Origin of the sequence: Arcobacter iocasae (assembly GCF_042214795.1) — a bacterium.
GTDB lineage: Bacteria > Campylobacterota > Campylobacteria > Campylobacterales > Arcobacteraceae > Arcobacter > Arcobacter iocasae.
The window spans coordinates 1,128,195-1,152,951 of the sequence record NZ_CP090177.1; the positions used below are offsets into that span (position 1 = coordinate 1,128,195).

Genomic DNA, 24,757 nt, shown 5'->3' on the forward strand with positions numbered 1-24,757 from the left:
GGTCATATTTATGACCTTGTGATTGATTTAATATCCAGCTATTTGAATATAATAAGAGATAGTTTCAAGTATATTTTGAATAAAGAATATTGAAATAATCATAAACACTGCACAAGAGGCAACAATCACTTTACTAGTAGTTGTAGCATTTACCATAAATTTTATTCCCTCAACACTTGGCTCTTTTAAGAACATATAAACTATTGGTTTTAGATAATAGTATGCAGCAATAGCAGAGTTTAAAGCCATAATAAGAGCTAATACCATATATCCACCATTAACAGCTGCTCCTAAAAGATACATTTTCCCCCAAAATAGTGCAAAAGGAGGAATCCCTGCAAGAGAGAGTAAAAACAATCCAAATATAACAGCAGTCATAGGAGATATTTTAATAAGTCCAGCATATTTTTCTAAAGCATGGTCTGAACTAAAAGTATGATAATCTTTACTTCTATTTAACCATAACATAGCAAAGGCACCAAGATTTGTAACTGAAAATAAAATCCAATATAAAAACATAGCCGTTGTTGCTTGCGTTGTACCTATCATAATAGCAGATAAGGCAAAACCTGCATTTGAAATAGAAGAGTATGCAAGCATTCTATTTATGTCTTTTTGTAATAGTGCTATTACATTTGGAATAGTCATTGTTAATACAACAATAGCTATTAAAATAGCTTCAACAAACATATTTCCAGAAGAGACAAATATCTCAAAAAATCTTAAAGCTACAACAAAACCTGCTATTTTTGGAACAATTGACATGAACCCTGCAAGTGAAGCAGTTGAACCTTCATAAATATCTGCAACCCAAACATGAAAAGGCACAAGTGAAAGTTTAAATCCTAAAGCAGATAAAATAAATACAATTCCAAGTAAAACCAGAGGGTAGTTTTCAAAATCACTTGTAAAAAGTACTTCAGAGATTTTTCCAAACTCAACTGTTCCAGTTAGAGCATAAAAAATCATAGACCCAAAGGCAAAAAAGGCAGCAGCTAGTGCACCCATTGTAAAGTATTTTATAGCTGCTTCTATTGCATTTGCTCTATTATGCATAGCAATAATCGTATATAAAGCCATTGATGCAGTTTCAAGTCCTACAAATATCAAAATTAGGGAATCAGAACTAACCATAAATTGAAAACCTGCAATCATAAACAAATATAAAGCATAAAATTCTGGATATCTTTGTTCATTGAATCTTTGTTTTGTAAATGATAATAAAATAAATAAAATCGAAGCAAGCACCATAATAGCTTGAGCAAGAATCGAAATACCATCAATCATCATCAAATCAAACATACCTCTTACATCACCGCTGTAACTTATAACGGCTACTAAATCTACTATTAAAAATAAAACTGCCAACATGATATATAAAGATTTATCAAGTTTTTTATTTACTAAATCTATACATAAAATAACTAAAGCTCCTACAATGGCAATTGACATAGGAACTAAAGTTTGAATATTTAAATTTGCAAAATCAATTGAAATAGCTGGTATCATTATTTTGCCTCCCCAATTGTATTTGACGACATAAGTTGTGTTTTAGAAGTTTCTTGTTGTGCTTTTATTTGCATAACTTGAACTAAATGTTTCACAGAAGTATTAACTGGTTCCAAAATAGGTTTTGGATAAATTCCTAAAATAATAACCAAAGCAACTAAAGGAATCAGCGCCACTAACTCTCGCCCCTTTGCATCTTCCAAGGTTTCATTTTTTGGATTTGTTATTGGTCCAAAGAAAGTCTTTTTATATAAAACTAGCATATAAACTGCACCTAAAATAATAGTAAGCCCAGCAAGTATAGTAAAGGGTGGAGATACTTTAAAAAATCCTAATAAAGATAAAAACTCTCCTACAAAACCAATAGTTAAAGGAAGCCCAATTGAAGCCATAAGCATAATTGCAAAGATGGTTGCATATTTTGGCATAACCTTTGCCAAGCCTCCAAATTCACTCATCATTTTGGTATGTCTTCTATCATAAATCACACCTACAAGCATAAACAGAGCTCCTGAAACAATACCATGTGAAATCATCAAGAAAATTGAACCACCAATTCCTTCAACATTTAAAGCAAATGTTCCTAAAATAATAACACCCATATGTGATACAGAAGAGTAAGCAATTACTTGTTTTATATCTTCTTGGGCATAAGCTACCATTGCTGTATAAACTATTGCTATAAGAGCTAATATTGCCATTGGTATCATAAAATATACTGTTGCATCTGGAAATAGTGGAAGTGAAAATCTTATAAATCCATAAGTTCCCATTTTAAGCAATACTGCTGCAAGGATTACCGAACCAATTGTTGGAGCTTGTCCGTGTGCATATGGAAGCCAAGTATGAAATGGCACCATTGGAACTTTTATCGCAAAGCCTAAGAAAAAGGCTACAAATAACCAAAGTTGCATATCAAATGGAAGAATAAGCATATTCCAATCTAAAAGATTAAAACTCCATGAACCTGCTGTCACATAATATACATAAGCTAAATAAAGCATACCAAGAAGCATAACTAAAGAACCAGTGAAAGTATAAATAAAGAATTTAATTGAAGCATAAATTCTTAAATTTCCACCCCAAGCTCCGATTATATAAAGCATTGGAATAAGTGATAACTCCCAAAATAAATAAAATACAATTGCATCTAAAGCTAAAAATACACCTACCATAGTCATTTCTAAAAATAACACAGTAATAATCATGTTTTTTAAAGCTCTTTTTTCAGTTAGTCCTATAATTGATATAAAAGTCATAAAAGTAGTCATAAGAACTAAAAATAGTGAAATACCATCTATTCCTACAACATAGTTTATTCCATAAGCATCAATTAATGGTGCTGTTTCTAAAAACTGCATATCAGGCATCGAGCTATCAAAGCCAGACCAAACTAATAGTGAAATGAAAAACTCAACGGCTGTTACGATAATTGCATAAGTTCTAATAGAATCACTCTTTACTAAAAACCCTATAAATGCAGCAAATGCCGGAAAAAATATTAAAATTGATAAAATATGTTCCATACTTTCTAACCCTTTACTTTAAAAACCCAAGCGCTACACTTAGAACTAATAATAAAACAAACCCATAAACCATCACTTTTAATAGTGTCGATAAATTACTTGATTGAAGAGGTCTAACCCCTTTACCTGATGCATAAACCATTTTTCCAATACCATCAACAATAAAATCAATAATTTTAAGATCAATATATTTCCATGCAAATTTACTTATTGCCAAATATGGTCTTGTAATTACATACTCTAAAAAATGAGGTATATAATATTGATTTGCCAATAGTTTATAAAAAAAGCTATCTTTTACATTTTCACTAAAATAAGTACCTGCTTTTACATATCTAAGTGCTGCAAATAAGACTCCAGCGATTGCCATGGCACTTGTAACAAGAATAAGTATAAGTACAACTTCTTCATGAACATGAACATTTAATCCTGGTAAAACTTTTATTATCATCTCTTCAAAAGAATCTTTAAACCAACCTGTAACAATTGCAAGTATTGCAAGTGGGCTCATAGATGCTATTACAAAGCTATAAGTTTCATGGGGATGATAATTAAGTTTTTTAAATCTCTCTTCACCAAAAAATACATACATAACAAGTCTAAATGAATAAAATGCTGTTAACCCAGCTGTTACCCAAAGAATAGTCCATAAAATATATTCATGAGCTCCAAAGGCAACTTCTAAGATTAAATCTTTAGAATAAAATCCTGCAAGTGGCCAAATACCTGAAAGAGCAGCTGAAGCTATTATCATAATAATAGCAGTGCCTTTCATATGCTTATACAACCCACCCATATTTTTTATATTTATCTCATCATTTAAAGCATGCATAACATTTCCAGCCCCTAAGAAAAGAACTGATTTAAAAAAGGCATGGGTTGCTAAATGAAATAGTGCCACCCAATAAGCTCCAAGACCAGCTGCTACAAACATATATCCAAGTTGCGACAGAGTTGAGAAGGCAACAATTTTTTTGATATTAGAAGCTACCATTGCTTGAGTTGCTGCAAATATAGCAACAAAAGCACCAAGACAAGCGATACCATAACCTACTTCAGGAACTGCTGTAAAAATTACATTTGCTCGTACAAGTAAATAAACCCCAGCTGTTACCATCGTCGCTGCATGAATTAGTGCAGATACTGGTGTTGGACCTTCCATTGCATTTGCAAGCCATTGATTAAATGGAAATTGTGCTGATTTACCCATCGCACCAATAAAAAGGAAAATTGCAATTGCTATAATAATTCCATGGGACAAGTTTCCAACATTTGCAAATACGACATCATATTGAAGAGAGCCTAGATTCCAATAAATCAAAAATATTCCAACTAACATACCTAAATCTGCAACTCTATTCATAATAAAAGCTTCATTTGCTGCATATGAAGGTGAGATTGAAGAGTAAGGTGAAAGAGTAGAATATGGTGAAGTATATACATCTTTTGATTTTGCTTTATCTTCTTTGTGGTACCAAAATCCAATCAGTCCCCAAGAACAAAGACCAACACCTTCCCATCCAATAAACAAGCCAGCAAAGTTATCACTCATAACTAATATCATCATAGAAAAAACAAAAGCTGATAACCAAGCAAAATATCTATTAAATGATTTGTCATGATCCATATAACCAATTGAATGAATATGTACCATAGTTGAAACAATAGTTACAACTACCATCATCGTAGCACTAACTGCATCTGCTACAAGACCAAAAGGAATACTAAGATTTCCTATTACTATCCAATCCATAAGTTTTACACTTATTATCTCATCTGATGAAATAATATTAAAAAGTAAAATCAATGAAGCAACCATAGAAACAGCTAACATTAAACTTGTGAAAATCCCAGTAAACAAAGTTTTAGGTTTCATTGAAAATAGTGAGGCAACTATTGAACCAACTAAAGGAGCAAATAACGCAATATATACAAATTTTTCCATTTACCCCTCCATATTTTGTAAAGTATCTAAGTTGATAGAATTTTTTCTTTTATATAATAAAATTAATAATCCCAAACCAACAGCAACTTCACTTGCAGCAATTGCTATTATAAAAAATGCAAACATTTGACCTGTCAAATCTTGATGGAAATGTGAAACAGCAGCAAGTCCAATATTCACAGCATTTAACATTATCTCTGTTGAAAAAAATAGCATTAAAAGATTTTTTCTTCTAATCACACCTACTAAACCTAAACAAAATAGAAGTGATGAAAGTATTAAATACTCATTTAAACTCATTTGCTATCCTTTTCATTTGATGATTCAAGGGCATCTATTTCATCTTCACTAAGTTCTGAATATGATACATCCATCTTTTTACCAGCAAGTATAATTCCACCTATCATTGCAACTAATAACATTACAGCTGCAACTTCAAAGGGAACTAAAAATTTTGTAAATAAAATAACCCCAACATCTTGAGTATTTCCATACTCTGGATGAACTGCATAATCAGAAATTATATTAGTTGATATAATTGGAGAAAGAAAAGCTACAACCGTAATAAGTGCTGCTAATCCACTAAATAAAAATACTAATCTTGGGTTTTGAATTTTTTCTTTTACTTCACTCATAGAATCAAAAAACATCATTCCAAAAGCATAAAGAGCCATAACAGCACCTGTATAAACTACAATTTGTACGATTCCTAAAAAATCTGCATTTAACAAAAAGAAAAAAGCAGAGATAAAAATCATACCAGCTGCCAGAGAACTTAGTGCATATAAGGCATTATTTGTAAATACTGTTATTCCAAACATAAATACTGTCAAGATTGCAAACAAATAAAAAGCTACTATTTCAAACATCATATCTCCTAATACTCTAGTGGAGTTTTTTTGATTTTTTCATCAGCATCAGGAGATACTGCACCAAAACCCGGATACTCTTGTTGTTGTGCTAATTTATCAAGTGGAGTTAATAAATCATCTTTTACAACAAAGTGAGCTCTCTGTTCTCCTGCATTTTCATATCTTCCCCCATGAACAATGGCAAGTTCTGGACAAACCTCAGCACAATATCCACAGAAAATACATCTACCGAAGTTTATTGTATATTCTAAAACCTCTTTTCTAGAGTTTTCATCAATTCGTGTATCCATTCTAATACAATCAGAGATACAAATTTTTTCACAAAGTCCACATCCAATACATCTGTTTTCACCTGATTCTAAAAGACCAAGTAGTTTATGTACAGCTCTATATCTAGGTCCTATTGGTAGTTTTTCAGCAGGATATTGCACTGTGTGCATTTGTTTATTAAATAAAGCTTCTCTCATCATATTAAAAGTAACTCTTAGTCCAGTAAAAAGTTCCCCTTTTATTGATCTTTTAAATATTTGTTTAAACTCTTGCCAAGGAGTTTCAGGAGAACTATTATCTTGAATATTTATATAATCATGCTCGCTTATATTTCTATTTTTTAAATCTTCTAAATTCATCCTATACTCCCAACTATCATTACAAATGCACCAGTAAGTAAGATATTAACTACTGCTAGTGGCATTAATATTTTCCAACATAACCACATCAATTGATCTGGTCTTACATGTGGCCAAGAAGCTCTTGTCCATAAGAAGAAAAATATTAAAAATGATACTTTTAAAATAATCGCTAAACCACCTGGAATAAACCATAAATCATTGTACCCACCAAGAAAAATCAGTGAAATCAAAAATGAGATTGTAAATAAATTTGCATATTCACCTATAAAAAACATTCCCCATCTCATTCCAGAATACTCTGTTGCATAACCTGCAACAATTTCAGCTTCATGTTCAAGTAAATCAAATGGTGTTCTGTTTGTCTCTGCAAATCCTGCCATCACAAAAAGAATAAAAGCCAAGGGTTGAGTCCAAATAATCCAAGAAGTAAATCCTGCACTTTGATACTCATTTATATCAATTAAAGATAAAGAACCCACTAACATAAGAGGTGCTAAAAGTGCAAGTCCAGATACAACTTCATAAGATAAAAGTTGAATGGCAGTTCTTGCCCCTCCTAATAATGCCCATTTATTTCCACTACTCATACCAGCTAATAAAGGCCCATAAAGTCCAACTGAAGCCACACCCATTACAAATAAAACACCCACATTGATATCTGCAATAATTGGTCTTATTGTATATCCAAAAATTTCAAATTCTGGAAAAAATGGAACTGCTGTCATTGCAATAAATGCTGTGGCTGCTGTTATAATTGGAGCAATCATAAAGATTGGTTTTACAGCATTTTGAGGAATAAAATCTTCTTTTGTAAATAGTTTTATCCCATCACAAACAATTTGTAATAATCCATAAGGTCCAACATTTGTAGGTCCTAATCTTCTTTGCATAAAAGCTAATATTTTTCGTTCAATATAAGTTGTAAACCCAGCGATTGCTGAGAATACTGCTAATATAACTACAGCTTTAACAATTGTTTCAATTATAATACTTGTCTCCATATTACACCTTTTTCACATTTGCACTTGTAAATCTATATCCAGCAAAAAGTGCTTTTGTATTTAACTCTTTCTCAAAAGTTGATACATATGCAATTTTCCCTGATACTTGATTATCCGCATAAACATTTACTTCGATTTCGCTTCCATTTGCACTTAATAGTACTTTATCCCCAACACTTAATTCCAACTCTTCCAAAAATGCTTCATTTGCAAACATTCCACTTTCTAAATTATCTTTAAATTCATGGGCAATTGCTGTAAACTCATTAAATTGATTGATTGGGTTTGCTTTATAGATAGTTATTTCTGAAGATGCAACTTCAAAACTTGCATTTTGTTTTTGGGCTATTTCTTCATTTGTTTCCACATCAAAAGTATTTAAAATATACCCCCTATGTTCACTCCAATCATTTGCAAAGTAGTTAGTTAAACTATCAAATTCAACTGCTTGGAAACCTTTATCTACTGGTAAAGATTTTGTATATGAAATGGTATGTTCAACTTCTGTTCCAAGTAAGGTATTTGCAATATCATTTAATACATAACCCTTATAAGGTAAAGCAGCATTTGTAGGAACAACTCTTTTATCTATATTTGTAAATGTTCCTTCTTGTTGGTTAAGGGCTGGCATATCTAAATTGCCGTCCCCTAAAGCTGATAATTGGAAATCTGCTTTTACATTGTATCCTATAGAATAACTTCCTTCCTCTTCATCTAAATCACAAATCAGACTTACACCTAAAGTGTTTGTAGAAGTAGGGATAATCATAACTTTAAATTCCGTATATTTTTCTACTATTGCTGCTAATTTTGCAAGATTTTCTGAGTTTGGATGAGTGATTAAATCTTCACCTAAAATCAAAGTGTAAATATCTTTTTTATCTTTCATAGCTTCAATAGTTTCAAGTAATGTTGCATCACAATTTATCTCATCAAGTAATCTTGTATATTCATACTCAACTTCTTTTGTAACTTTTTTAGGAACCATTTTAGTTACTTCTTTTTCTTCACCACTCTCTTCATCTTTTACAATAGATACTACTTTTTCTTTTATCATCTCAGTAATAGATTTAACTCTTGTCTCTTTATATGAGTTAAGAGTTGTTTGAATATTTTCTGGCAAGTTTTCACCAAATCTATCTAAAATAAAGTATAAAATAGACTCTTCTGCTAGTGGATTATGATAAATAAACTCTGTTGTTTTTCCTCTTTTACCACATTGTTCCATCACAGGATCACCCATTGGATGAAAATATAGTCCAGCTCCTTTATTCATAACAACTGAGTTATTAAAAGCATACTTTGTATTTGGAGAATCAGATTTTAAATAAGACCCAACAGAAATTACAAAGTTAGAGTTATGTATATCTTTTAAATCTGCACTATAAAGTGATTTACCACTAACACTTGAATATGCATCAAGAAATTTTTTATAAGCTAGGGCATCATTATTTATAAGTTTATATGCAAACTTCTCTTTTAATTTTTGTAAAATAAAAGCCTCTTCATTTGTAATAAATGAATTAAACTTAATAGTATCTGCTTTTTTAAATGCCTCAATTGCTTTATCAAAAGCTACCTCATCTTGGCTTTCAACTCTATTTTCAAAGTCATATCCAAATCTAGCAGCGCCATTAATTGAAGCATAGTGATGTTCATTTGTAACCCTATAGATTTTTTGAACATTGTGATTTACAATAGATTCATGTTTTACTTCATAATAAAGCAAAGCACAATCACTTGAGTGGGCATTTGCTGCTGGTATTTTTGTAAGCTCCCAAGAGTTTGATTTATATTGGAAATCATTTGACACTAAAGCTCCCACGGGACAAACAGAAATACACTCACCACAATCAACACACTTATCTTCTTCAAATCCAATAAGTGATTTATTTAGTTTGTTCCACATAGCATAAGCATCTTTTGGCATAGTTGCTTTAAACTTACCAGGAAGTGCTTCAGCTCCTCTTTTTACAGTTGAAAGGGCATTTGAACCAATCATATCTTTACATACTGTTACGCACTTCTCACAAACAATACAAAGTCCTGGGTCATAATTCATAACTCCCCAATGTTCCCTTGGTCTGTTTACATCTCTTATGGCGTAACTTTGAGAATCAACCTTTTGATAAAGAGTATAATTTTGAAGTTCACAATCACCACTTTGGTCACAAACTCCACATTGTAAAGGATGGTTTACATCGTAAACTTCCATTACTGCTCGTCTTTCTTTTTCGATATTTTCTGTTGTAGTTGTGATATTCATACCATCTTTTGCTTTTGAATTACATGCATAGATTTGTTTTCCATCAGATTCAACTAAACATAATCTACAAGCTAGTGTTGGTGAACATCTAGTTAAATAACAAATTGCAGGTATAAATATTCCATTTGCTCTAGCAATATTTAGTACACTTTCACCCTCTTTTGCTTTTAACTCTTTGCCATCAATTGTTAAAGTAATCAAGTCACTCATTCTTCAACCTTTTCAATTTTTACTTGCTTATACCTATATCCTCGAGATAAGAAACTAGCATCTTCTTCATTTACACCACAAAGGGCAATAGTTCCTTGCAAGTTTTTATCTAGTTTAAAAGTTTTTTGAAGGCTATCTTTCCCATAATTCAAATAAATATTGTCTTTATCTTGCACTTTTGCAACTCGTGCAAATGATTCACTTCCATATACAAAGCTATCATCTTCTTCTGTGTTATATTTATAAATTACTGTTCCATTGTATGAACTTAACTCTTCAACATCTTCAAGAGTTTCACTTGGATTTATTTCATCATTTGTTAATATAACTACATTAAAATCAGTAAACTCTTCAAAAGCTTTTATCATAGAGTATAGATTTTCTACTCTTTCATGGGTAAATAAATCCTCTCCTATGATTATAGTTTTAGTTTTTTTGTCTAAAGATCTTTCAATCATCTCTTCAAACTCTTCTTCACCTGCACTACTTTCAGCTGAAATATAACCATGATCTAAATCATTTAAATACTTTTCTAAAGAAGCACTTCTATTTTTTGTAAAAAAATCTAAAAGTAAAGCCAATACTCCCTCTTCACTTCCAACTTCATACTTTAAAAATTGTGTATAAAAAAGTTTTAAATCAATATCATCAATAGGATGCATATAAATAAATTCTGCTTCATTTTTCGCAATAGCTTCTAAAATCAAATCTTTAACTTCTTCATTATCTCTTAAAATCATTGCGCCTAAGCATATAATATAATCACTCTTTGAAACTATTTCTAAATTTGTATTTTTATTCATCATCGTCATCTTCTTTATCTTTTTCTTTTTTTGGTTCTTCTTCAAATGGTTTTATTTCTGGTTTTACTTTTTTTACAACTATTGTCCAATCTACTTCATTGAATTTTAAAGAGTTCATTAAAGTATATCCAGCTTCATAAATAACATCAGCTGATTTTTGGATATGTGAAAAATCTCCTATTTCAAAAAGAAATATTGCATTTTCACCATCTTTTATATCTTTATCCATAAGTTCTAGCATTCTAGAATAGAAATCATCTTTTAATGGTCTTAAATCGTATCTTTTCATAAATGCCCCCTTACCTATCTATCTCACCAAAAACTACATTCAAGTTACCAATAATAGTAACAACATCAGCTAATTGGTGACCTACTAATACTTCTTCTAAAATTGAAGTATGCCAAAAAGAAGGAGCTCTTACTTTCATCTTATAAGCATAAGGACTTCCATCACTTACAATCATAAATCCTAACTCACCTTTTGGTGATTCTGTTGCCACATAAACTTCACCACGAGGTGGTCTCATACCTTGAGTTACTAAAACAAAGTGTTGCATCAAGGCATAATTTTGAGTCATAATATCCTCTTTTGTAGCTGAGATATATTCAGGCTCATTTGCCATAAGTTGTGAAGGAGAAGCTTTATACATAGGGACTAATTGTCTTAATATTTTTGATGATTCTCTCATCTCTTGCATATGCACTTGATATCTTGCAAAACTATCCCCAGCAGTTGCTATTGGTATATCAAAATCAAGCTCTGGATAGATACCATAAGGCATCTCTTTTCGCAAATCCCATTTTTGACCAGTAGCTCTTAATATAGGTCCTGTACATCCCCAAGATTTTGCTGTTTCATTATTTATTACTCCAACATTTTCAAGTCTCATTCTCCAGATTCTATTATCTGTTAAAAGTGCTTCATATTTTGGTACTTCTACTGCTAAGATATTTAAATACTTCTCTAAATCTTCACACCAATTATCAGGTAAATCTAAAGGTACTCCTCCGATTCTAACTGCACTATGAGTAAGTCTTGCTCCACAATAATCTTCTATCAAGTCTAAAGCAAATTCTCTTTCTCTAAAGGCATATAAAAATACAGACATAGCTCCCACATCAAGGGCATGAGTTGCTAGCCAAAAAAGATGAGAGATTATTCTATTTAGCTCTATTAACATAGTTCTTATTACTTCTGCTCTTCTTGGTGCTTCTATTCCCAAAAGTTTTTCAACTGCAAGGGCATAACCATAATTATTTGAAGTAGCAGCAATATAATCCATTCTATCTGTTGTTGGCAAGAACTCATTATAAATCATATTCTCACCCATCTTTTCCATACCTCTATGCAAGTATCCTATATGGGGTCTTGATTTTATTATCTCTTCACCTTGCAGTTCCAAAATAAGTCTCATTTGTCCGTGAGCAGATGGATGTTGTGGTCCAAAATTGACCACCATAGTATTATCTTCTCGCTCGAAGTTTATATTTTCAAAAAAAGGTTTTAGTCTATTGGTTTGTTGCATTATCTACCTTCTCTCATCTAATATTTTTGATTTTTTCTCATCAAAATCTTTAACAAGTCGTTTTTCGAAAAGTTTAACTCCACCCTCTTCTGTATAAGCAAGTGGTGTTTCCTTTTCTTCTCCCTCAACTATTGGTGTTCCAAAAGGAACTTCATGACCTAATCTTGAGAATCTTGTAGTGTCATATCTATCAATAGCGGCATCGTCTCTCTCTTCTGGACCTATTTCTTCTCTTGCTTCTTTTCCAAAGATATGATCTACTTCGTACCATTGTGCAACTTCATCACCATGAAGAGGATATGTCTTTCTTAAAGGGTGGTCATACCAATCATCAGGCATAAGTATTCTTTTCATATTTGGATGATTTATTACTTTTACACCATACATATCGTACATTTCACGCTCTGACCAATTTGCCATTTTAAATAAAGAGTAAACTGACTCTATAGTTTGTTTTTCTTCAATAAAACACTTAACTCTCATTCTTTTATGTTTACTCATAGAAAGCATTTCATAAAAGATTTCAAAACCTTTTCTAGCAGCTAAATAATCTATTGCAGAAAGTTCCATAAGCATGTCATATTCTAACTCTTCTTTTAAAAACTTTAGAGTAGTTACATTATCTTTTGGGTTTATATATATTACTAATTCTTTATTTTCAACATAAGCCTCTAGTATTTGAACTTTTGAACTTATTTTTTCAATATCTTTTTCATAGATTTCATCACTTCTGGGATCACTTCTAGGAACCATAGGAGAGACAAAAAATCTATCAGTGTAGTATGATTTTTTTTGTACATTATCTTTAGGAGTATATTTTCTCATTATACTAACCTCTTTTTCTTTTTAGATAAAAATGAAGATTCTCTTCTTATTTTCTTTTGAAGCATCATAAGTGCATATTGTAAAGTTTCAGGTCTTGGAGCACAACCTGGAAGATAAATATCCACAGGTATTACTCTATCTACTCCTTGAACAGTGGCATAGGTGTTAAACATCCCACCTGTATTAGCACAGCTTCCCATCGAAATAACCCATTTAGGATCTGGCATTTGGTCATATAGTCTTCTCATATATTCAGCATGCTTTTTTGTCAAAGTTCCAGCAACAATAAGTACATCTGCTTGTCTTGGACTTGCTCTAAATATAGTTCCAAATCTGTCAAAATCGTATCTTGAAGCACCAGATGCCATCATTTCTATTGCACAACATGCCAAACCATAAGTTAAAGGCCATAAAGAGTTACTTCGTCCGAAGTTTACAATTTTGTCAACAGTTGAAAGAGCAATAGGTGCTCCTCCATCTTGAAAATATTTTATTTTATGCTGTGCCATTCAAGCGCTCCTTTTTTCCATGCATAAATAAAGCCAATAGTTAATAAAACAATAAATAGAATCATCTCTACAAATCCAAACCAACCTAGAACTTTAAAATCAACTGCCCATGGAAACATGAAGATAATCTCTATATCAAATAAAATAAATAATAAAGCCATAAGATAAAATTGCACAGAGATTGTATTTGGCTGTTTTGTAACTTCTGGTCCACATTCATAGTATGTAGTTTTTAGTTTTTCTGTATCAAGTCTTGCCATTTTTCTACTTACAAGCCTTGCTAACCATACTGTTGCAATAAAGGCACCAAAGGTTAAAACAAACATGATAAAAACACCAAAATACGGATGGGAGAAATCCATATGAGTCATAATTATATCCTTAATTTATTTATATTTAAAGAATTTAGTTTTTTCATTTTAAGTTATATTCAGTTAGATATTAGCAAAAAGCTTTTAAATCTAGACTTAATATTTATGCATATAAAATATGCATCTATTAAAAAATTTATTCCATATTTACACACTTGTACGATAAAACTATTTCATTATGGATTTATAATAAGCCTAGCTTAAAATAAAATAAACAGTTTATATTAGTTTTTTTAATAACCACTTCCAAAGTTCTATATATGCAATATTTATTCCATTATTTTACTCTTAACTCTTTTAAACTATAGAAATAATTTTTTCTCATCTTTTATTAAGGCACCTTTTTATATTATCATCACTTAAATAACTTAATATAAATGAGGAAAAATGAAACTACTATCATCGTTACTTTTTATTGCTCTATTTTTTGTAGCTTGTTCAAATATTAATCCAGAAAATAGAAATATAGAATCAAAAGAAATCTTAATCCAAAAAGCAAACAATAATAATATTGATGCAATGTTAGACTTAGTAAAATATTACAAGTTCCCAGAGACAAAAGAAGGGTTATATTATTTTAATAAATGGTATCCCCTTATAGAAAAAAGCAAAGATACCCAAGGGCAAACAAATATTGCAGAAATCTATTATAAATATGCAGATATGTTTATAAATGGAAAAGAAAAAGCTACTAATTTACTAATTAAAACATCTGACTTAGGAGACATAAAGTCTTCAGTGCTTCTTATAAAAATATATTTAAAAGGATATGCAAATAAAGATGCAAATAAATTATTAAATAAAATAATTGATAAATTATCAAAAGAACAATTGTCAGATTTGTACACTGAATTTTCAAAAAAATACAATAGTAAACCAGCAGATAAAATTTTAGAAACAATGAAAAGCAAAGGTTATGAAGAACCTTTTATAGTAAAAATGAAATATCTTAGATCATTGATATATAGTAAAAAAGATACTGAGAAAGAAAAGGTCTCAACTTTTGTAAATGAAGTAATTGCTTCTAAAAATATAGAAAATATGACTACAACAGCACAACTACTTAGAAGACAATATTATTATAGAAATGATGCAATTAGATTATACGAAGAGGTTATAAAGTATGATCCTTCAAATGCTCAAGCTTATTATGATATTTATAGAATCTTTAGCTTTTCAAGAGAAAAAGATGGTTTAAGTATAGATAAAAAAACGGCTATAAACTACTTAGAAAAAGCTTCTGATTTATCTAATGAAGAAGCTTCAAATGAATTATTAAGAACTTACGCAAGATCGCAAGAGTATATAAATAAGTATACAGAATTAAAAGAAAAACTACTTCAAAATGATACAGGAAAATTTGTATTAGCAAAATATTATAAAACACATGGAAAGAATAATGCTGCAAATGGACTTTTTGAGGAACTTGCAAAAAAAGGAAATATTGATGCAATAGTTGAACTTACAACAAGAACTCAATCAAAATATAGTTTTGACCCAGAAGAGTTTCAGTTAATAAAAAAATGGCAAGAATATGCTATAAAAAGTGATAATAAAGAACTTAAAAAAGAAATAATTAAAAAGATAACCTTAAGTTACCGTAAAAAATATTTTGCGGACTTTTTAGAAAAACTAAAAGAATCAGATACTCAAGATTATAAAAATATCTTAACTCTAAGAAGCCTTGCTAAACAAAGCTATCGTGATTATGACTATCAAGAAGCTATAAAATACTACGATTTGGCATCTTCTTATGGTGATGTATTTAGTAAAATACACCTTGCAAAACTTTATTTAAATAGTAAGGTAAACCAATATGATAAAGCAGTTGAAATATTAGAAGAGCTTACAAACAAAGGTGATAAGGAAGCAAGGAAAGAATTAATATATCTTTATACATATCCTCCTGCTGGCTATGAAAAACAACCACTAAAAGCAATGGAAATATATAAAAAATATGCACAAAAAGGTGATATTAGGTCTATAGAAAAATTAGCTATTTTTTATATTTGTGATACTTGTGGAAATGGAAAATATATAGATTACAAAGAAGGACTTAAATACCTTAATCAACTAATAGAACGAAGAGGAGAAGCTAGAGACTATGCAACACTTGCTTGGCTTTACAATTTTGGTAAAGGATTAGATATAGACTTACAAAAAGCAAAAAAGAATTACTTAATAGCCGTTGAGAAAGGATATACAAGAGGGTATTATAATCTTGCAAGTCTTTATTACCAAAAAGACAAAACTTTACCAATAATAAGACTTGATTATAAAGAAGCATTAAAATACTTACAATTGGGCTATGAACACCATGATCAAGATAGTGCTTTTTTATTAGCAAAATTTTATGAAAAAGGTTTTGGAGTTGAAAAGAATCTTGAAAAAGCAGTTGAATATTATAAGCGTGTAGCTCGTTCAAATGATAGTGTCTCTAATTTTTTGGGTAACTATTATAGAAAAAGAAAAGATTATGAAAACGCAAGAAAATACTTCTCTTATGCAGCAAGGAACAATTACGGTGGTTCACTTCTTGACTTAGGGGTTTTATATGAAAAAGGGCTAGGTGGGAAAAAAGATATTTATAAAGCTATTGAATATTATGAGAGAGCCTACAAAAATAATACATCTCAAAAAGATATAGCTGCATATAATCTTGGATTGGTATATCAATATGGAAAAGATAAAATTAAAAAAGATATAGAAAAAGCAAAAGAATGGTATAAAAATTCAAATTATAAGAAAGCAAAAAATAAATTAAAAGAATTAAAATAAGTACTCTTTCGAGTACTTATTAAATAACTCTTTTTAAAAAAATCCAACTTTATTTTCAGAGTCAAATTGAGATTTTTGTTCTTTTGTAATATGTTCTTTGAAATCTTCCATTTTGAAAATTGGGTCATCCATAACTGCTACTTTGTAAGCAGTATTTTTAATCACTAACTCTATTTGTCCACCTGTTAATTCGATTTCTGATATTTTATTTATATCAAAGTCTTTATCCAAAGGAATGTTTGCAGGTAATAGTTTTTTCCAAAGCTCTAGTCTTTGTTCTTTATTTGGTTTTACAAACTCTATTTTATAATTAAATCTTCTTGAAAATGCTTTATCCAAACTCTCTAAAAGGTTTGTTGTAGCTATTAGTATTCCATCAAATCTTTCAATTTGTTCTAAAAAGATATTTTGCATTTGGTTATGCATCTTATCACTACCACTTGTAGATTCTGTTACCCTTGAACTTAAAAATTGGTCTGCTTCATTAAGTAAAAGAATTGGTTCACTTTTAGTTCTATCTCTAATATCATTGTATGTTTCAAAAATTTTTCTAACATTTTTTTCACTCTCACCCACATACATAGATAGTATTTTAGAACAGTCAAAGGCTAAGACTTGTCTTTTAAGTGATTTTGCCATAGCTAAAGCTGTAAGTGTTTTACCAGTACCTGCGATACCATAAAAGATGATTCGTGCATCAATTCCTTTTTTTCTATCTTTTATTCCCCACTCTTTAAGTCTATTTATTACTTTTTTGTCAACTTGTTGTAAAAGAGCGTCAAGTGTTTCTTTTGTTTTTGGATTTAAAACAACATCTTCTAGTGTCTTATCAGTAGAGATAAGTTCAAACATATCTTGTTCTTTTATTACATTATCGATTTTGATTTTTGAAGTTCTTGTTTTCTTTTTTGCTGGGTGCGAGATTTTGTATAAAACTTCATCTGGAATATAGAAGTTTCTATTTATTCCACCAAAGGGAGTTAACATTTCATCATAATCTACAAGTCCTGTTGAAACTAATTTTGAACTCTCTTCTAATAAACTTCTATTTTTAATTTTTTCATAATCATCATGTGAAATCAAATCAATAAGTGAATTCATATCTCTTATTGATTCATCACCTCCTGAATACTCTTCTTTTAATAAAGCAATAAATATCATTTGCTCTTGCTCATCTAAATCATTCTCTTTGAAAAATCCCACAAGCATGATTTCATGTGGTGTTGCTATTACTCTTTCTTTTATTCTATTTTCTAGAAGTGTAAGTTTTGATTTTAGTCTTTTTATATTTGGAGATTTTTCATCAAAATTATGTTTCACTACATTTAATTTTTGTGCTAAATCTATTTTGAAAAACTGGTCTTGTAAATATTCCAAGTGATCACTATATTTAGTAATCTCAGGTAAAGACATATCCATAGAACCATCTTCCATAAGTTTTAAAAATGATGGAGTTAAAGATACACTTGAGTTCAATAACTCTAATTTTGACAGTTCGCTTAGCTTTACAGGTGTAAATGAGTTTTGAACTAGCCACCCTAGTTCAAGTAGTGATTTGATAACTTCAAGTTTTTCTAGATGTTCATATTTCTTTACATCATAAAACTCTGATAAAATATCAATCACCATCAAAGCATCTCTTCCACTTATATACTCTTTTGTAAGATATTGAAGTATTTTTCCCTCTTCTAGGTTACACTTCAATTGCACAAAAAGGTCTTCTTTTTGCAAGTCTATGCTTTGTATAAATTTAATTAATTCGTTCATTTAATAGTTATTCCTGTTTTTATTATATCTGTAAATTTTTCTTCCATAAATATCAATAATACATTAAAAAATCTTAAAAGAAGATACTCCTATTTTAAGATTTTATTTAAGCCTTCATAAAAAGTATCAGTGTCGATTTTTTCTTTAAAGTATAGCTTCTCACTTCTTTTTAATGTATCGATTAAAATCTCCTTATCTTCTTTTTTTACATTTTTGATATCATCATACTTAATATATACATTTTTTGTAAAATCTATATTAAACTGATTATTTATAATTGTTATATTATCTTTACATAAACCTTTATATCTTGACTTATAATCATATATCGTATTACAAGAATTGTTTTTATAAAACTCTTCTATCATATTTATATTAGATGAATCCATATATAAAACCCACCCAATAGCAACTAAAAACGGAGAAAACAAAAGAAGTAAAATCATAAAAAAGATCCCTAATATTTTTTTATATTTTACATGAGTTTTTATTAAAGTAGATTATGAAAATATAATTAACTAAAGAAATAAATTTTATCTCTTTAGTTAAAAGCTGAGATTTTGTAGTTGTTTTTTAAAGTATTAAATAGAAAAAGATTTTTCTATCATATCTTTTATTTTTTCTTGTAAATCAGGATTTTTATCTAAGATTTTTAGACTATTATAAATCTCTAATAATTCTGATTCTTCAAATGTTGAAATATCATCAGCTGATGCATATACAAATTCAAGTTTTATATAATCCACTCGTTCATCACTTGTAGTTTTTACAAAGATTTGACTATTTGAAAAAGCATTTTTTTGTATATTTTTTGCAATATCATCACTGAAACCCAAAGGAAGATTAGGGTTTATTACTACATGAATAAAGATTTTATTACTTTTTATTTTTATAGAATCAATATCAACACAATCATAATGCTCATAAATTATCTTATCACTTTTAGCAAATAAATCATACAAAGGACAAACATCAAGTACATTTTTCTTTTTAAACTGTGGTAATGCTGACATCATAAGAAAGTAGTTATTAAATTGTTTTCTATCAAGTGGTCTTGCTACTATTTTTTTGTGTTCAAAACTGCTATTAAAAAGTGTTGCTGTTCTATTTAAGTCAAGAGTGTTGTTATTTTTCTGCTCATTGTTGTTTATCATAAACCATACCTTTATTATCTTAGGTTTATTATATATTTTTGAAGATTTTTTTGGAATGAGATTTTGTATGAAATGATAAGAATTAGAGATGAAAAACAGTTTCTTAAACTATTTTTAAGCAAAGTAATTCGTTTTACTCCAAATTTGATTTTGTTCCCAGTTTTCTATAAAGCCCATACTTTCAAGTTTTACTTTAGGATATTTTACTAATAATGCTTTTATCTTTGATTTAAACTCTATTTCATCTTCTCCTATGCTTGTAAGAATAAACTCAATTACACTCAATGCGAAAAAGATTTTATTTTTACTAGTTTTCATCTGTTCAAAAGCCTTAAATCCTTTGGGTACTTCAAAACTAATTCCCAGTGTTCTATTCCAAATTCTACTGTGGTGAGCACAAATATTTCGAACACTAGATAATGCATGCAACCATTTATAGAAAACTACCTTATTTATCCCCTTTATCCTTTTTATGACTTGCTTTTGTTCTTCCTCTTTTAATATCATAAAAAACTTTGACAAAGTTCCAAAAGAGATAATTTCAACTACACTCCAAACAGGTAAATCAACTGAATTATATTTTTCTTTAAAATGTTTTATAAAATATTCTTTTGAACGAGATTTTTCTTTTAAAATATCATTTTGTAGTTCGTAAAACTTGTCTGCTTTGTTTTCTCTAAAATTATTAAGGACTAAATAGCCAAAGGCATCATACTTTAATGAATGGAAATAAGCTATTTGAGTTCTAAAATATATTTCTATACTTTCAATTGCTTCAAAGATAATTTTTCTTAACTCCGCATCAAAATAATATAAAGAGATTATATCTTCAAAAGAATTATCAGGTAAAAATATATTTTTGTTTTCGCTATTTTGTGGATATTGAAAAGGTAAAAAGTATGCACTAAGTCTATAATAGTTTATATGTTGTAGTTTTGTCAAAGCAAAAGATTCATTTGAAATAAGCAATTTTCTTTGTTTTAAAATTTCTAATTGTTCATTAAAAGTTTTATGTTTTTTTTGATACGAATTTTCTTGATTTTTTATGTTTTGTAGTTGTTCTTTAAAGTCTAACATGAAGAAAACCCTCTCTTTGGCACTTGAAGCAGAGGTGGAGGGGGTGTGTTAATGAAATAATATCTTAGATTTTCTTTAGGTGCACTTAAAAACACTTATTACTCTTTTGATTAATTTCTTATAATTATACTAAAGTTATATAAAAGTTATCTTTTGTGTTTGATTCCGTAGAGTTATTCAATAATTCCGAAAACTTGATTTAAATTTTCTTAATCTCTCTTGAACATCCTTTGGATGTCTCGCTTTTACTTTTTTTAATTACAAAGCTACTCAACTTTAAAATACTTAATATTTATTCTATTACCATTCTATAATATTTGTATTAAACGCAATTTGTTTCTGTTCAATAACTACTCTTGTTAAATCTAATTCATTTAAAGGATTTTCAACAATTGAGATTTTAGGTATATTATTCAAATTACTAACTACTAATAAAATAAATTTATTCTTGTATTCTTGAGCTCTTTCGTATTCATTTTTTGTTAACCTTATTGACCCTTTTTCTAGTCTTACACCTTTTACTTCAACTAAAAAGAAACCATTATTAACCTCAATCTGAAAATCATACCCATCCCCATACAATCTACAATCTTCAATAATCCCATTTTGAAAAATTTTTAATTTACTATAATTATTTAGGAAAAATGTTTCAGCCTCTAAACCAGTTTTTTGTAGTTGTTTGAATTGACTTTTTATTATAGGTTTAATATCTGTTTTTATTTCAAAATCAAACTCAAAATTTTCAACTAAATAAATTTTTAACATATCAACATACGAGTTAACATCTAAATTACCAAATAATATATCTATAGTATATTTTCTATGAATATAAGTATCGCCTTTTTGCCACCAACCCTTTCTTGAATTATCAAAAAAAGGGTCAAATAAATCTTGTCTATTTTTAATCGTTCCAATTGTTTCCGAAACGCCATATAAAACCATATTTTCATAAAATTCATTTTTATTTCTATATCCAAAAGTTGTAACAAATGATTTATCAAATTTTGATAAGCCATAACCTATCAAATTTAGAACTTCATAATTTTCATGTTTATTATTTGCCATTAAATGCTCTTATTGTAGATTTGTTAATATACTCAAAAATAATAGCTAAAACTTATTTAAATGAGTAGATTTCAAAATAAATCAAGGCGAAAAAGAAAAGGTTTGTAGGAGCTTACATTTAGAGTAAGTGACTAAAACCTTTTTTTTTTAACGCAGAGTTATGAAGGAAGATGCTTATTAAAATAAGTCTTTATTTCTCAACGAGATTGTATAAAGCTTGAATCTCTTCCGCCCAAATCTCTTCATTAATAGTTTCAAGAACCAATGGAATATCATCCATTCTCTCATCATTCATAATAAACTTAAAAGCATCCCAACCAATTTTTCCTACACCTAAAGAATCATGTCTATCTACTCTGCTTCCTAAGTCTGGTTTTGAGTCGTTTATGTGCATACCCATTAGGTATTGTCTTCCTACTATTTGATCGAACTCGTTCCATGTTTTATCGTAGGCTTCTCTTGTTCTTATGTCGTATCCAGCTGTGAACATGTGACAGGTGTCTATGCAAACTCCAACTCTGCTTTTATCTTCTATTTTATCAATGATGTAAGCTAGATGTTCGAATTTATAGCCTAAGTTGCTTCCTTGTCCTGCTGTGTTTTCTATCACTAGTTTTACATCTTTTGTGGCATCTATTGCTTTATTCATTGAAACTGCTATATTATCTAAGCACTCTTCTTCGCTTATCTTTCTTAGGTGGCTTCCTGGGTGAAAGTTTAGTCTGTCTAGTTTTAGGATTTCACATCTTTCAATCTCATGGATAAATCCATCTAGTGATTTTTGACGACTCTCTTCAACTGGGTGTCCTAAGTTTATTAAATAACTATCATGGGGTAAAATATGCTTTGGCAATATTCCACATTTGTCCATCTCTTCGAACCATTTATCAAGAACATCATTTTCTAAAGGTTTTGCTGCCCATTGTCTTTGGTTTTTTGTAAAAAGGGCAAAGGCTTTTGCTCCTATTGCTGTTGCATTGATGGGTGCATTGTACACTCCCCCACTTGCGCTTACATGTGCTCCTACATATTTCATTTATCATCCTAGTGTCATTTTTTATGGGGGATTTTACTCAATCTTGGATTTTATGTTCCTTATTGTTTCATTTTAGTTCATATATTAATAAATGCTACACAAATGCTATTTTTATCATGTGAATATCATTTCCTTTAATTATTATTTAGCCTGAAAAAATAAGGAGATTTTATGGAGATAAGCACACAAGCTCTTTTTGCAGCACTTCCTATATTTGTTGCTGCGATTTTATTAGTTGGATTTAGATTACCAGCTAAGAAAGCAATGCCGATTGTTTTTGTAGTAACTGCCCTTGTAGCCTTTTATGTATGGCAAGTAAGCTTTAATAGAATACTTGCATCATCAATTCAAGGTTTTTTAATTACACTTGCTGTTTTATGGATAATCTTTGGTGCAATTTTATTGTTAAATACACTTAAACACTCAGGTGCTATAAAAGCAATTAGAGAAGGGTTTAATAATGTAAGCCCAGATAGAAGGGTTCAAGTTATTATCATAGCTTGGTTATTTGGATCATTTATTGAAGGGGCTTCTGGATTTGGTACAACAGCAGCAATTGCTGCTCCACTATTAGTTGCTATTGGTTTCCCTGCAATGGCTGCTGTTATGATTGGTATGATGATTCAAAGTACTCCTGTATCATTTGGTGCAGTTGGAACTCCTATTTTAATAGGAGTAGATAAAGGTTTAGATTCACAAAGTATTAGTAACTCTTTGCAAGCTGTTGGTTCGAATTGGGAAACATACTTACAAATCATCACAAGTGAAGTTGCAATCATTCATGCTATTACAGGAACACTAATCCCACTTTTTATGACTCTTATGATGACTAGATTTTTTGGTCAAAATAAATCATGGTCAGAAGGTTTATCTATCTTACCTTTTGCTATTTTTGGTGGATTAGCATTTACTATTCCTTATGCACTTACAGGTATATTTTTAGGGGCAGAATTTCCTTCTATTATTGGTTCTCTTGTTGGACTTCCAATTGTAATTTTTGCTGCTAAGAAAGGTTTTTTAATTCCTAAAGATACTTGGGATTTTGCTCCAAAAGAAAAATGGCCAATCAGCTGGGTATCAAAACTTGAGATGAATATGGATGCAATGAATACTAAAGTTAATATGTCCTTAACTAAAGCTTGGATTCCATATGTACTTGTTGCGATTATTTTAGTAGTTACAAGAGTATCAAGTGAAGCAAAAGCTTTTGTTACAGCTTGGGTAATACCTTTTAAAGATATTTTAGGTGAAGGATTAAACTATTCAATTACACCTTTATATTTACCAGGTGGGATTTTAATATTTGTAGTTTTAATCACTTTTTTCTTACACAAAATGGAATTCAAAGAGATAAAAGAATCTTTTTCTGAGTCTTCAAAAGTTATGTTAGGTGCGGGGTTTGTACTTGTATTTACTATTCCATTAGTTAGAATTCTTATTAACTCAGGTGTAAATACTGCTGGTTTTGATTCTATGCCTGTAGCCATGGCAAACTTTGTGGCACATTCTGTTGGTGATATTTTCCCATTATTTGCTCCATTTATTGGTGCTTTAGGAGCATTTATTGCTGGAAGTAATACTGTTTCAAATATGATGTTAAGTCAATTCCAATTTGGTGTTGCAAATGCCCTTGGACTTTCAACTGCACTTATGGTATCTCTTCAAGCAGTAGGAGCAGCAGCTGGAAATATGATTGCTATTCACAATGTTGTGGCAGCATCTGCTACTGTTGGATTACTTGACCAAGAGGGTGAAACAATAAGAAAAACAGTTATTCCTACACTTTACTATTGTTTAGTTACTGGAATTATTGGTTTAATTGCAATGTACTATTTTGGAATAACAGATCCATTAGTAAAATAAACTTACAAGGAGAAACTCTTCT

Annotated in this window: 22 protein-coding genes; 2 read left to right on the forward strand and 20 right to left on the reverse strand. The window is 29.9% G+C overall.

The genetic code is table 11. From position 1 onward, the window contains the following. Positions 1 to 27: 27 nt before the first annotated feature. Genes nuoN through LXN10_RS05805 form a run of 14 tightly spaced genes read right to left on the reverse strand, consistent with a single transcriptional unit; the run spans position 28 to position 13,995 of the window. Positions 28 to 1,509: an NADH-quinone oxidoreductase subunit NuoN gene (gene nuoN, locus LXN10_RS05740; protein ID WP_375724926.1), complete on the reverse strand. Its 1,482-nt coding sequence runs from the start codon at positions 1,507 to 1,509 to the stop codon at positions 28 to 30. Beyond that, positions 1,509 to 3,035 carry an NADH-quinone oxidoreductase subunit M gene (locus LXN10_RS05745; protein WP_375724927.1) on the reverse strand — a complete coding sequence of 509 codons (1,527 nt, stop codon included), beginning with the start codon at positions 3,033 to 3,035 and terminating at the stop codon, positions 1,509 to 1,511. The genes nuoN and LXN10_RS05745 overlap by 1 nt, the downstream gene beginning before the upstream one ends. Before the next feature lie 13 nt (positions 3,036 to 3,048). Then, entirely contained in the window at positions 3,049 to 4,980 is a 1,932-nt protein-coding gene (gene nuoL / locus LXN10_RS05750; RefSeq protein WP_375724928.1) for an NADH-quinone oxidoreductase subunit L, read from the reverse strand. Further along, the gene (gene nuoK / locus LXN10_RS05755) at positions 4,981 to 5,280 is read right to left on the reverse strand and encodes an NADH-quinone oxidoreductase subunit NuoK (RefSeq protein ID WP_129100844.1); all 300 of its coding nucleotides are present in this window, start codon (positions 5,278 to 5,280) and stop codon (positions 4,981 to 4,983) included. Further along, positions 5,277 to 5,849: an NADH-quinone oxidoreductase subunit J gene (locus tag LXN10_RS05760; protein WP_129100843.1), complete on the reverse strand. Its 573-nt coding sequence runs from the start codon at positions 5,847 to 5,849 to the stop codon at positions 5,277 to 5,279. The genes nuoK and LXN10_RS05760 overlap by 4 nt, the downstream gene beginning before the upstream one ends. Before the next feature lie 8 nt (positions 5,850 to 5,857). Then, on the reverse strand, positions 5,858 to 6,481 hold the full coding sequence (nuoI, locus tag LXN10_RS05765) for an NADH-quinone oxidoreductase subunit NuoI (RefSeq protein ID WP_129100842.1): 624 nt from the start codon (positions 6,479 to 6,481) through the stop codon (positions 5,858 to 5,860). Then, positions 6,478 to 7,485, reverse strand: a complete 1,008-nt coding sequence (gene nuoH, locus LXN10_RS05770; RefSeq protein WP_129100841.1) for an NADH-quinone oxidoreductase subunit NuoH — start codon at positions 7,483 to 7,485, stop codon at positions 6,478 to 6,480. Before nuoH ends, nuoI begins: the two co-directional genes overlap by 4 nt. Before the next feature lies 1 nt (position 7,486). Further along, positions 7,487 to 9,961, reverse strand: a complete 2,475-nt coding sequence (locus LXN10_RS05775) for an NADH-quinone oxidoreductase subunit G (protein ID WP_375724929.1) — start codon at positions 9,959 to 9,961, stop codon at positions 7,487 to 7,489. After that, positions 9,958 to 10,764, reverse strand: a complete 807-nt coding sequence (locus LXN10_RS05780) for a hypothetical protein (RefSeq protein WP_375724930.1) — start codon at positions 10,762 to 10,764, stop codon at positions 9,958 to 9,960. The genes LXN10_RS05775 and LXN10_RS05780 overlap by 4 nt, the downstream gene beginning before the upstream one ends. Further along, on the reverse strand, positions 10,757 to 11,053 hold the full coding sequence (locus LXN10_RS05785) for an NADH-ubiquinone oxidoreductase subunit E family protein (protein ID WP_375724931.1): 297 nt from the start codon (positions 11,051 to 11,053) through the stop codon (positions 10,757 to 10,759). Before LXN10_RS05785 ends, LXN10_RS05780 begins: the two co-directional genes overlap by 8 nt. 10 nt (positions 11,054 to 11,063) lie before the next feature. Next, complete coding sequence (nuoD, locus tag LXN10_RS05790; protein WP_375724932.1) at positions 11,064 to 12,290, reverse strand: NADH dehydrogenase (quinone) subunit D; 1,227 nt, start codon at positions 12,288 to 12,290, stop codon at positions 11,064 to 11,066. Positions 12,291 to 12,293: 3 nt separating this feature from the next. Continuing rightward, a complete protein-coding gene (locus LXN10_RS05795) occupies positions 12,294 to 13,115 on the reverse strand; it encodes an NADH-quinone oxidoreductase subunit C (protein ID WP_375724933.1) in 822 nt (273 codons plus the stop codon). Further along, entirely contained in the window at positions 13,115 to 13,624 is a 510-nt protein-coding gene (locus tag LXN10_RS05800) for a NuoB/complex I 20 kDa subunit family protein (RefSeq protein WP_013136771.1), read from the reverse strand. Before LXN10_RS05800 ends, LXN10_RS05795 begins: the two co-directional genes overlap by 1 nt. Further along, complete coding sequence (locus LXN10_RS05805; protein WP_129100835.1) at positions 13,606 to 13,995, reverse strand: NAD(P)H-quinone oxidoreductase subunit 3; 390 nt, start codon at positions 13,993 to 13,995, stop codon at positions 13,606 to 13,608. Before LXN10_RS05805 ends, LXN10_RS05800 begins: the two co-directional genes overlap by 19 nt. Before the next feature lie 387 nt (positions 13,996 to 14,382). Between LXN10_RS05805 and LXN10_RS05810 the strand changes: the two genes are divergently transcribed. Next, on the forward strand, positions 14,383 to 16,773 hold the full coding sequence (locus tag LXN10_RS05810) for a tetratricopeptide repeat protein (protein ID WP_375724934.1): 2,391 nt from the start codon (positions 14,383 to 14,385) through the stop codon (positions 16,771 to 16,773). Between the two features lie 33 nt (positions 16,774 to 16,806). On the opposite strand, the gene LXN10_RS05815 is transcribed toward LXN10_RS05810, so the two are convergent. The 6 genes from LXN10_RS05815 to nfo form a co-directional block, all read right to left on the reverse strand. Then, positions 16,807 to 18,540 (reverse strand): ATP-binding protein, encoded by a 1,734-nt coding sequence (locus LXN10_RS05815; protein WP_375724935.1) that lies wholly within the window; start codon positions 18,538 to 18,540, stop codon positions 16,807 to 16,809. An 89-nt stretch (positions 18,541 to 18,629) separates the two neighbouring features. Next, positions 18,630 to 18,986 (reverse strand): hypothetical protein, encoded by a 357-nt coding sequence (locus tag LXN10_RS05820; protein ID WP_129100832.1) that lies wholly within the window; start codon positions 18,984 to 18,986, stop codon positions 18,630 to 18,632. A gap of 135 nt (positions 18,987 to 19,121) precedes the next feature. Continuing rightward, on the reverse strand, positions 19,122 to 19,694 hold the full coding sequence (locus LXN10_RS05825) for a hypothetical protein (protein ID WP_375724936.1): 573 nt from the start codon (positions 19,692 to 19,694) through the stop codon (positions 19,122 to 19,124). Positions 19,695 to 19,808: 114 nt separating this feature from the next. Continuing rightward, positions 19,809 to 20,771 (reverse strand): Abi family protein, encoded by a 963-nt coding sequence (locus LXN10_RS05830; RefSeq protein ID WP_375724937.1) that lies wholly within the window; start codon positions 20,769 to 20,771, stop codon positions 19,809 to 19,811. Between the two features lie 300 nt (positions 20,772 to 21,071). Next, the gene (locus tag LXN10_RS05835; RefSeq protein WP_375724938.1) at positions 21,072 to 21,836 is read right to left on the reverse strand and encodes a DUF3883 domain-containing protein; all 765 of its coding nucleotides are present in this window, start codon (positions 21,834 to 21,836) and stop codon (positions 21,072 to 21,074) included. 190 nt (positions 21,837 to 22,026) lie between these two features. Next, a complete protein-coding gene (nfo, locus tag LXN10_RS05840; protein ID WP_375724939.1) occupies positions 22,027 to 22,872 on the reverse strand; it encodes a deoxyribonuclease IV in 846 nt (281 codons plus the stop codon). Positions 22,873 to 23,043: 171 nt separating this feature from the next. Between nfo and LXN10_RS05845 the strand changes: the two genes are divergently transcribed. Next, positions 23,044 to 24,735 carry an L-lactate permease gene (locus LXN10_RS05845; protein ID WP_375724940.1) on the forward strand — a complete coding sequence of 564 codons (1,692 nt, stop codon included), beginning with the start codon at positions 23,044 to 23,046 and terminating at the stop codon, positions 24,733 to 24,735. Positions 24,736 to 24,757: the final 22 nt, after the last annotated feature.

Bases quoted from the DNA above. Each gene is read 5' to 3' on its own strand.
- nfo (WP_375724939.1), bottom strand. From the start codon at position 22,872: ATGAAATATGTAGGAGCACATGTAAGCGCAAGTGGGGGAGTGTACAAT.
- LXN10_RS05810 (WP_375724934.1), top strand. From the start codon at position 14,383: ATGAAACTACTATCATCGTTACTTTTTATTGCTCTATTTTTTGTAGCT.
- LXN10_RS05815 (WP_375724935.1), bottom strand. From the start codon at position 18,540: ATGAACGAATTAATTAAATTTATACAAAGCATAGACTTGCAAAAAGAA.
- LXN10_RS05830 (WP_375724937.1), bottom strand. From the start codon at position 20,771: ATGTTAGACTTTAAAGAACAACTACAAAACATAAAAAATCAAGAAAAT.
- LXN10_RS05800 (WP_013136771.1), bottom strand. From the start codon at position 13,624: ATGGCACAGCATAAAATAAAATATTTTCAAGATGGAGGAGCACCTATT.
- LXN10_RS05845 (WP_375724940.1), top strand. From the start codon at position 23,044: ATGGAGATAAGCACACAAGCTCTTTTTGCAGCACTTCCTATATTTGTT.
- LXN10_RS05780 (WP_375724930.1), bottom strand. From the start codon at position 10,764: ATGAATAAAAATACAAATTTAGAAATAGTTTCAAAGAGTGATTATATT.
- nuoL (WP_375724928.1), bottom strand. From the start codon at position 4,980: ATGGAAAAATTTGTATATATTGCGTTATTTGCTCCTTTAGTTGGTTCA.
- LXN10_RS05760 (WP_129100843.1), bottom strand. From the start codon at position 5,849: ATGTTTGAAATAGTAGCTTTTTATTTGTTTGCAATCTTGACAGTATTT.
- LXN10_RS05805 (WP_129100835.1), bottom strand. From the start codon at position 13,995: ATGACTCATATGGATTTCTCCCATCCGTATTTTGGTGTTTTTATCATG.
- LXN10_RS05795 (WP_375724933.1), bottom strand. From the start codon at position 13,115: ATGAGAAAATATACTCCTAAAGATAATGTACAAAAAAAATCATACTAC.
- LXN10_RS05825 (WP_375724936.1), bottom strand. From the start codon at position 19,694: ATGATAAACAACAATGAGCAGAAAAATAACAACACTCTTGACTTAAAT.
- LXN10_RS05820 (WP_129100832.1), bottom strand. From the start codon at position 18,986: ATGATTTTACTTCTTTTGTTTTCTCCGTTTTTAGTTGCTATTGGGTGG.
- LXN10_RS05835 (WP_375724938.1), bottom strand. From the start codon at position 21,836: ATGGCAAATAATAAACATGAAAATTATGAAGTTCTAAATTTGATAGGT.
- LXN10_RS05745 (WP_375724927.1), bottom strand. From the start codon at position 3,035: ATGGAACATATTTTATCAATTTTAATATTTTTTCCGGCATTTGCTGCA.
- nuoD (WP_375724932.1), bottom strand. From the start codon at position 12,290: ATGCAACAAACCAATAGACTAAAACCTTTTTTTGAAAATATAAACTTC.
- nuoI (WP_129100842.1), bottom strand. From the start codon at position 6,481: ATGAATTTAGAAGATTTAAAAAATAGAAATATAAGCGAGCATGATTAT.
- LXN10_RS05785 (WP_375724931.1), bottom strand. From the start codon at position 11,053: ATGAAAAGATACGATTTAAGACCATTAAAAGATGATTTCTATTCTAGA.
- nuoK (WP_129100844.1), bottom strand. From the start codon at position 5,280: ATGAGTTTAAATGAGTATTTAATACTTTCATCACTTCTATTTTGTTTA.
- nuoH (WP_129100841.1), bottom strand. From the start codon at position 7,485: ATGGAGACAAGTATTATAATTGAAACAATTGTTAAAGCTGTAGTTATA.
- LXN10_RS05775 (WP_375724929.1), bottom strand. From the start codon at position 9,961: ATGAGTGACTTGATTACTTTAACAATTGATGGCAAAGAGTTAAAAGCA.
- nuoN (WP_375724926.1), bottom strand. From the start codon at position 1,509: ATGATACCAGCTATTTCAATTGATTTTGCAAATTTAAATATTCAAACT.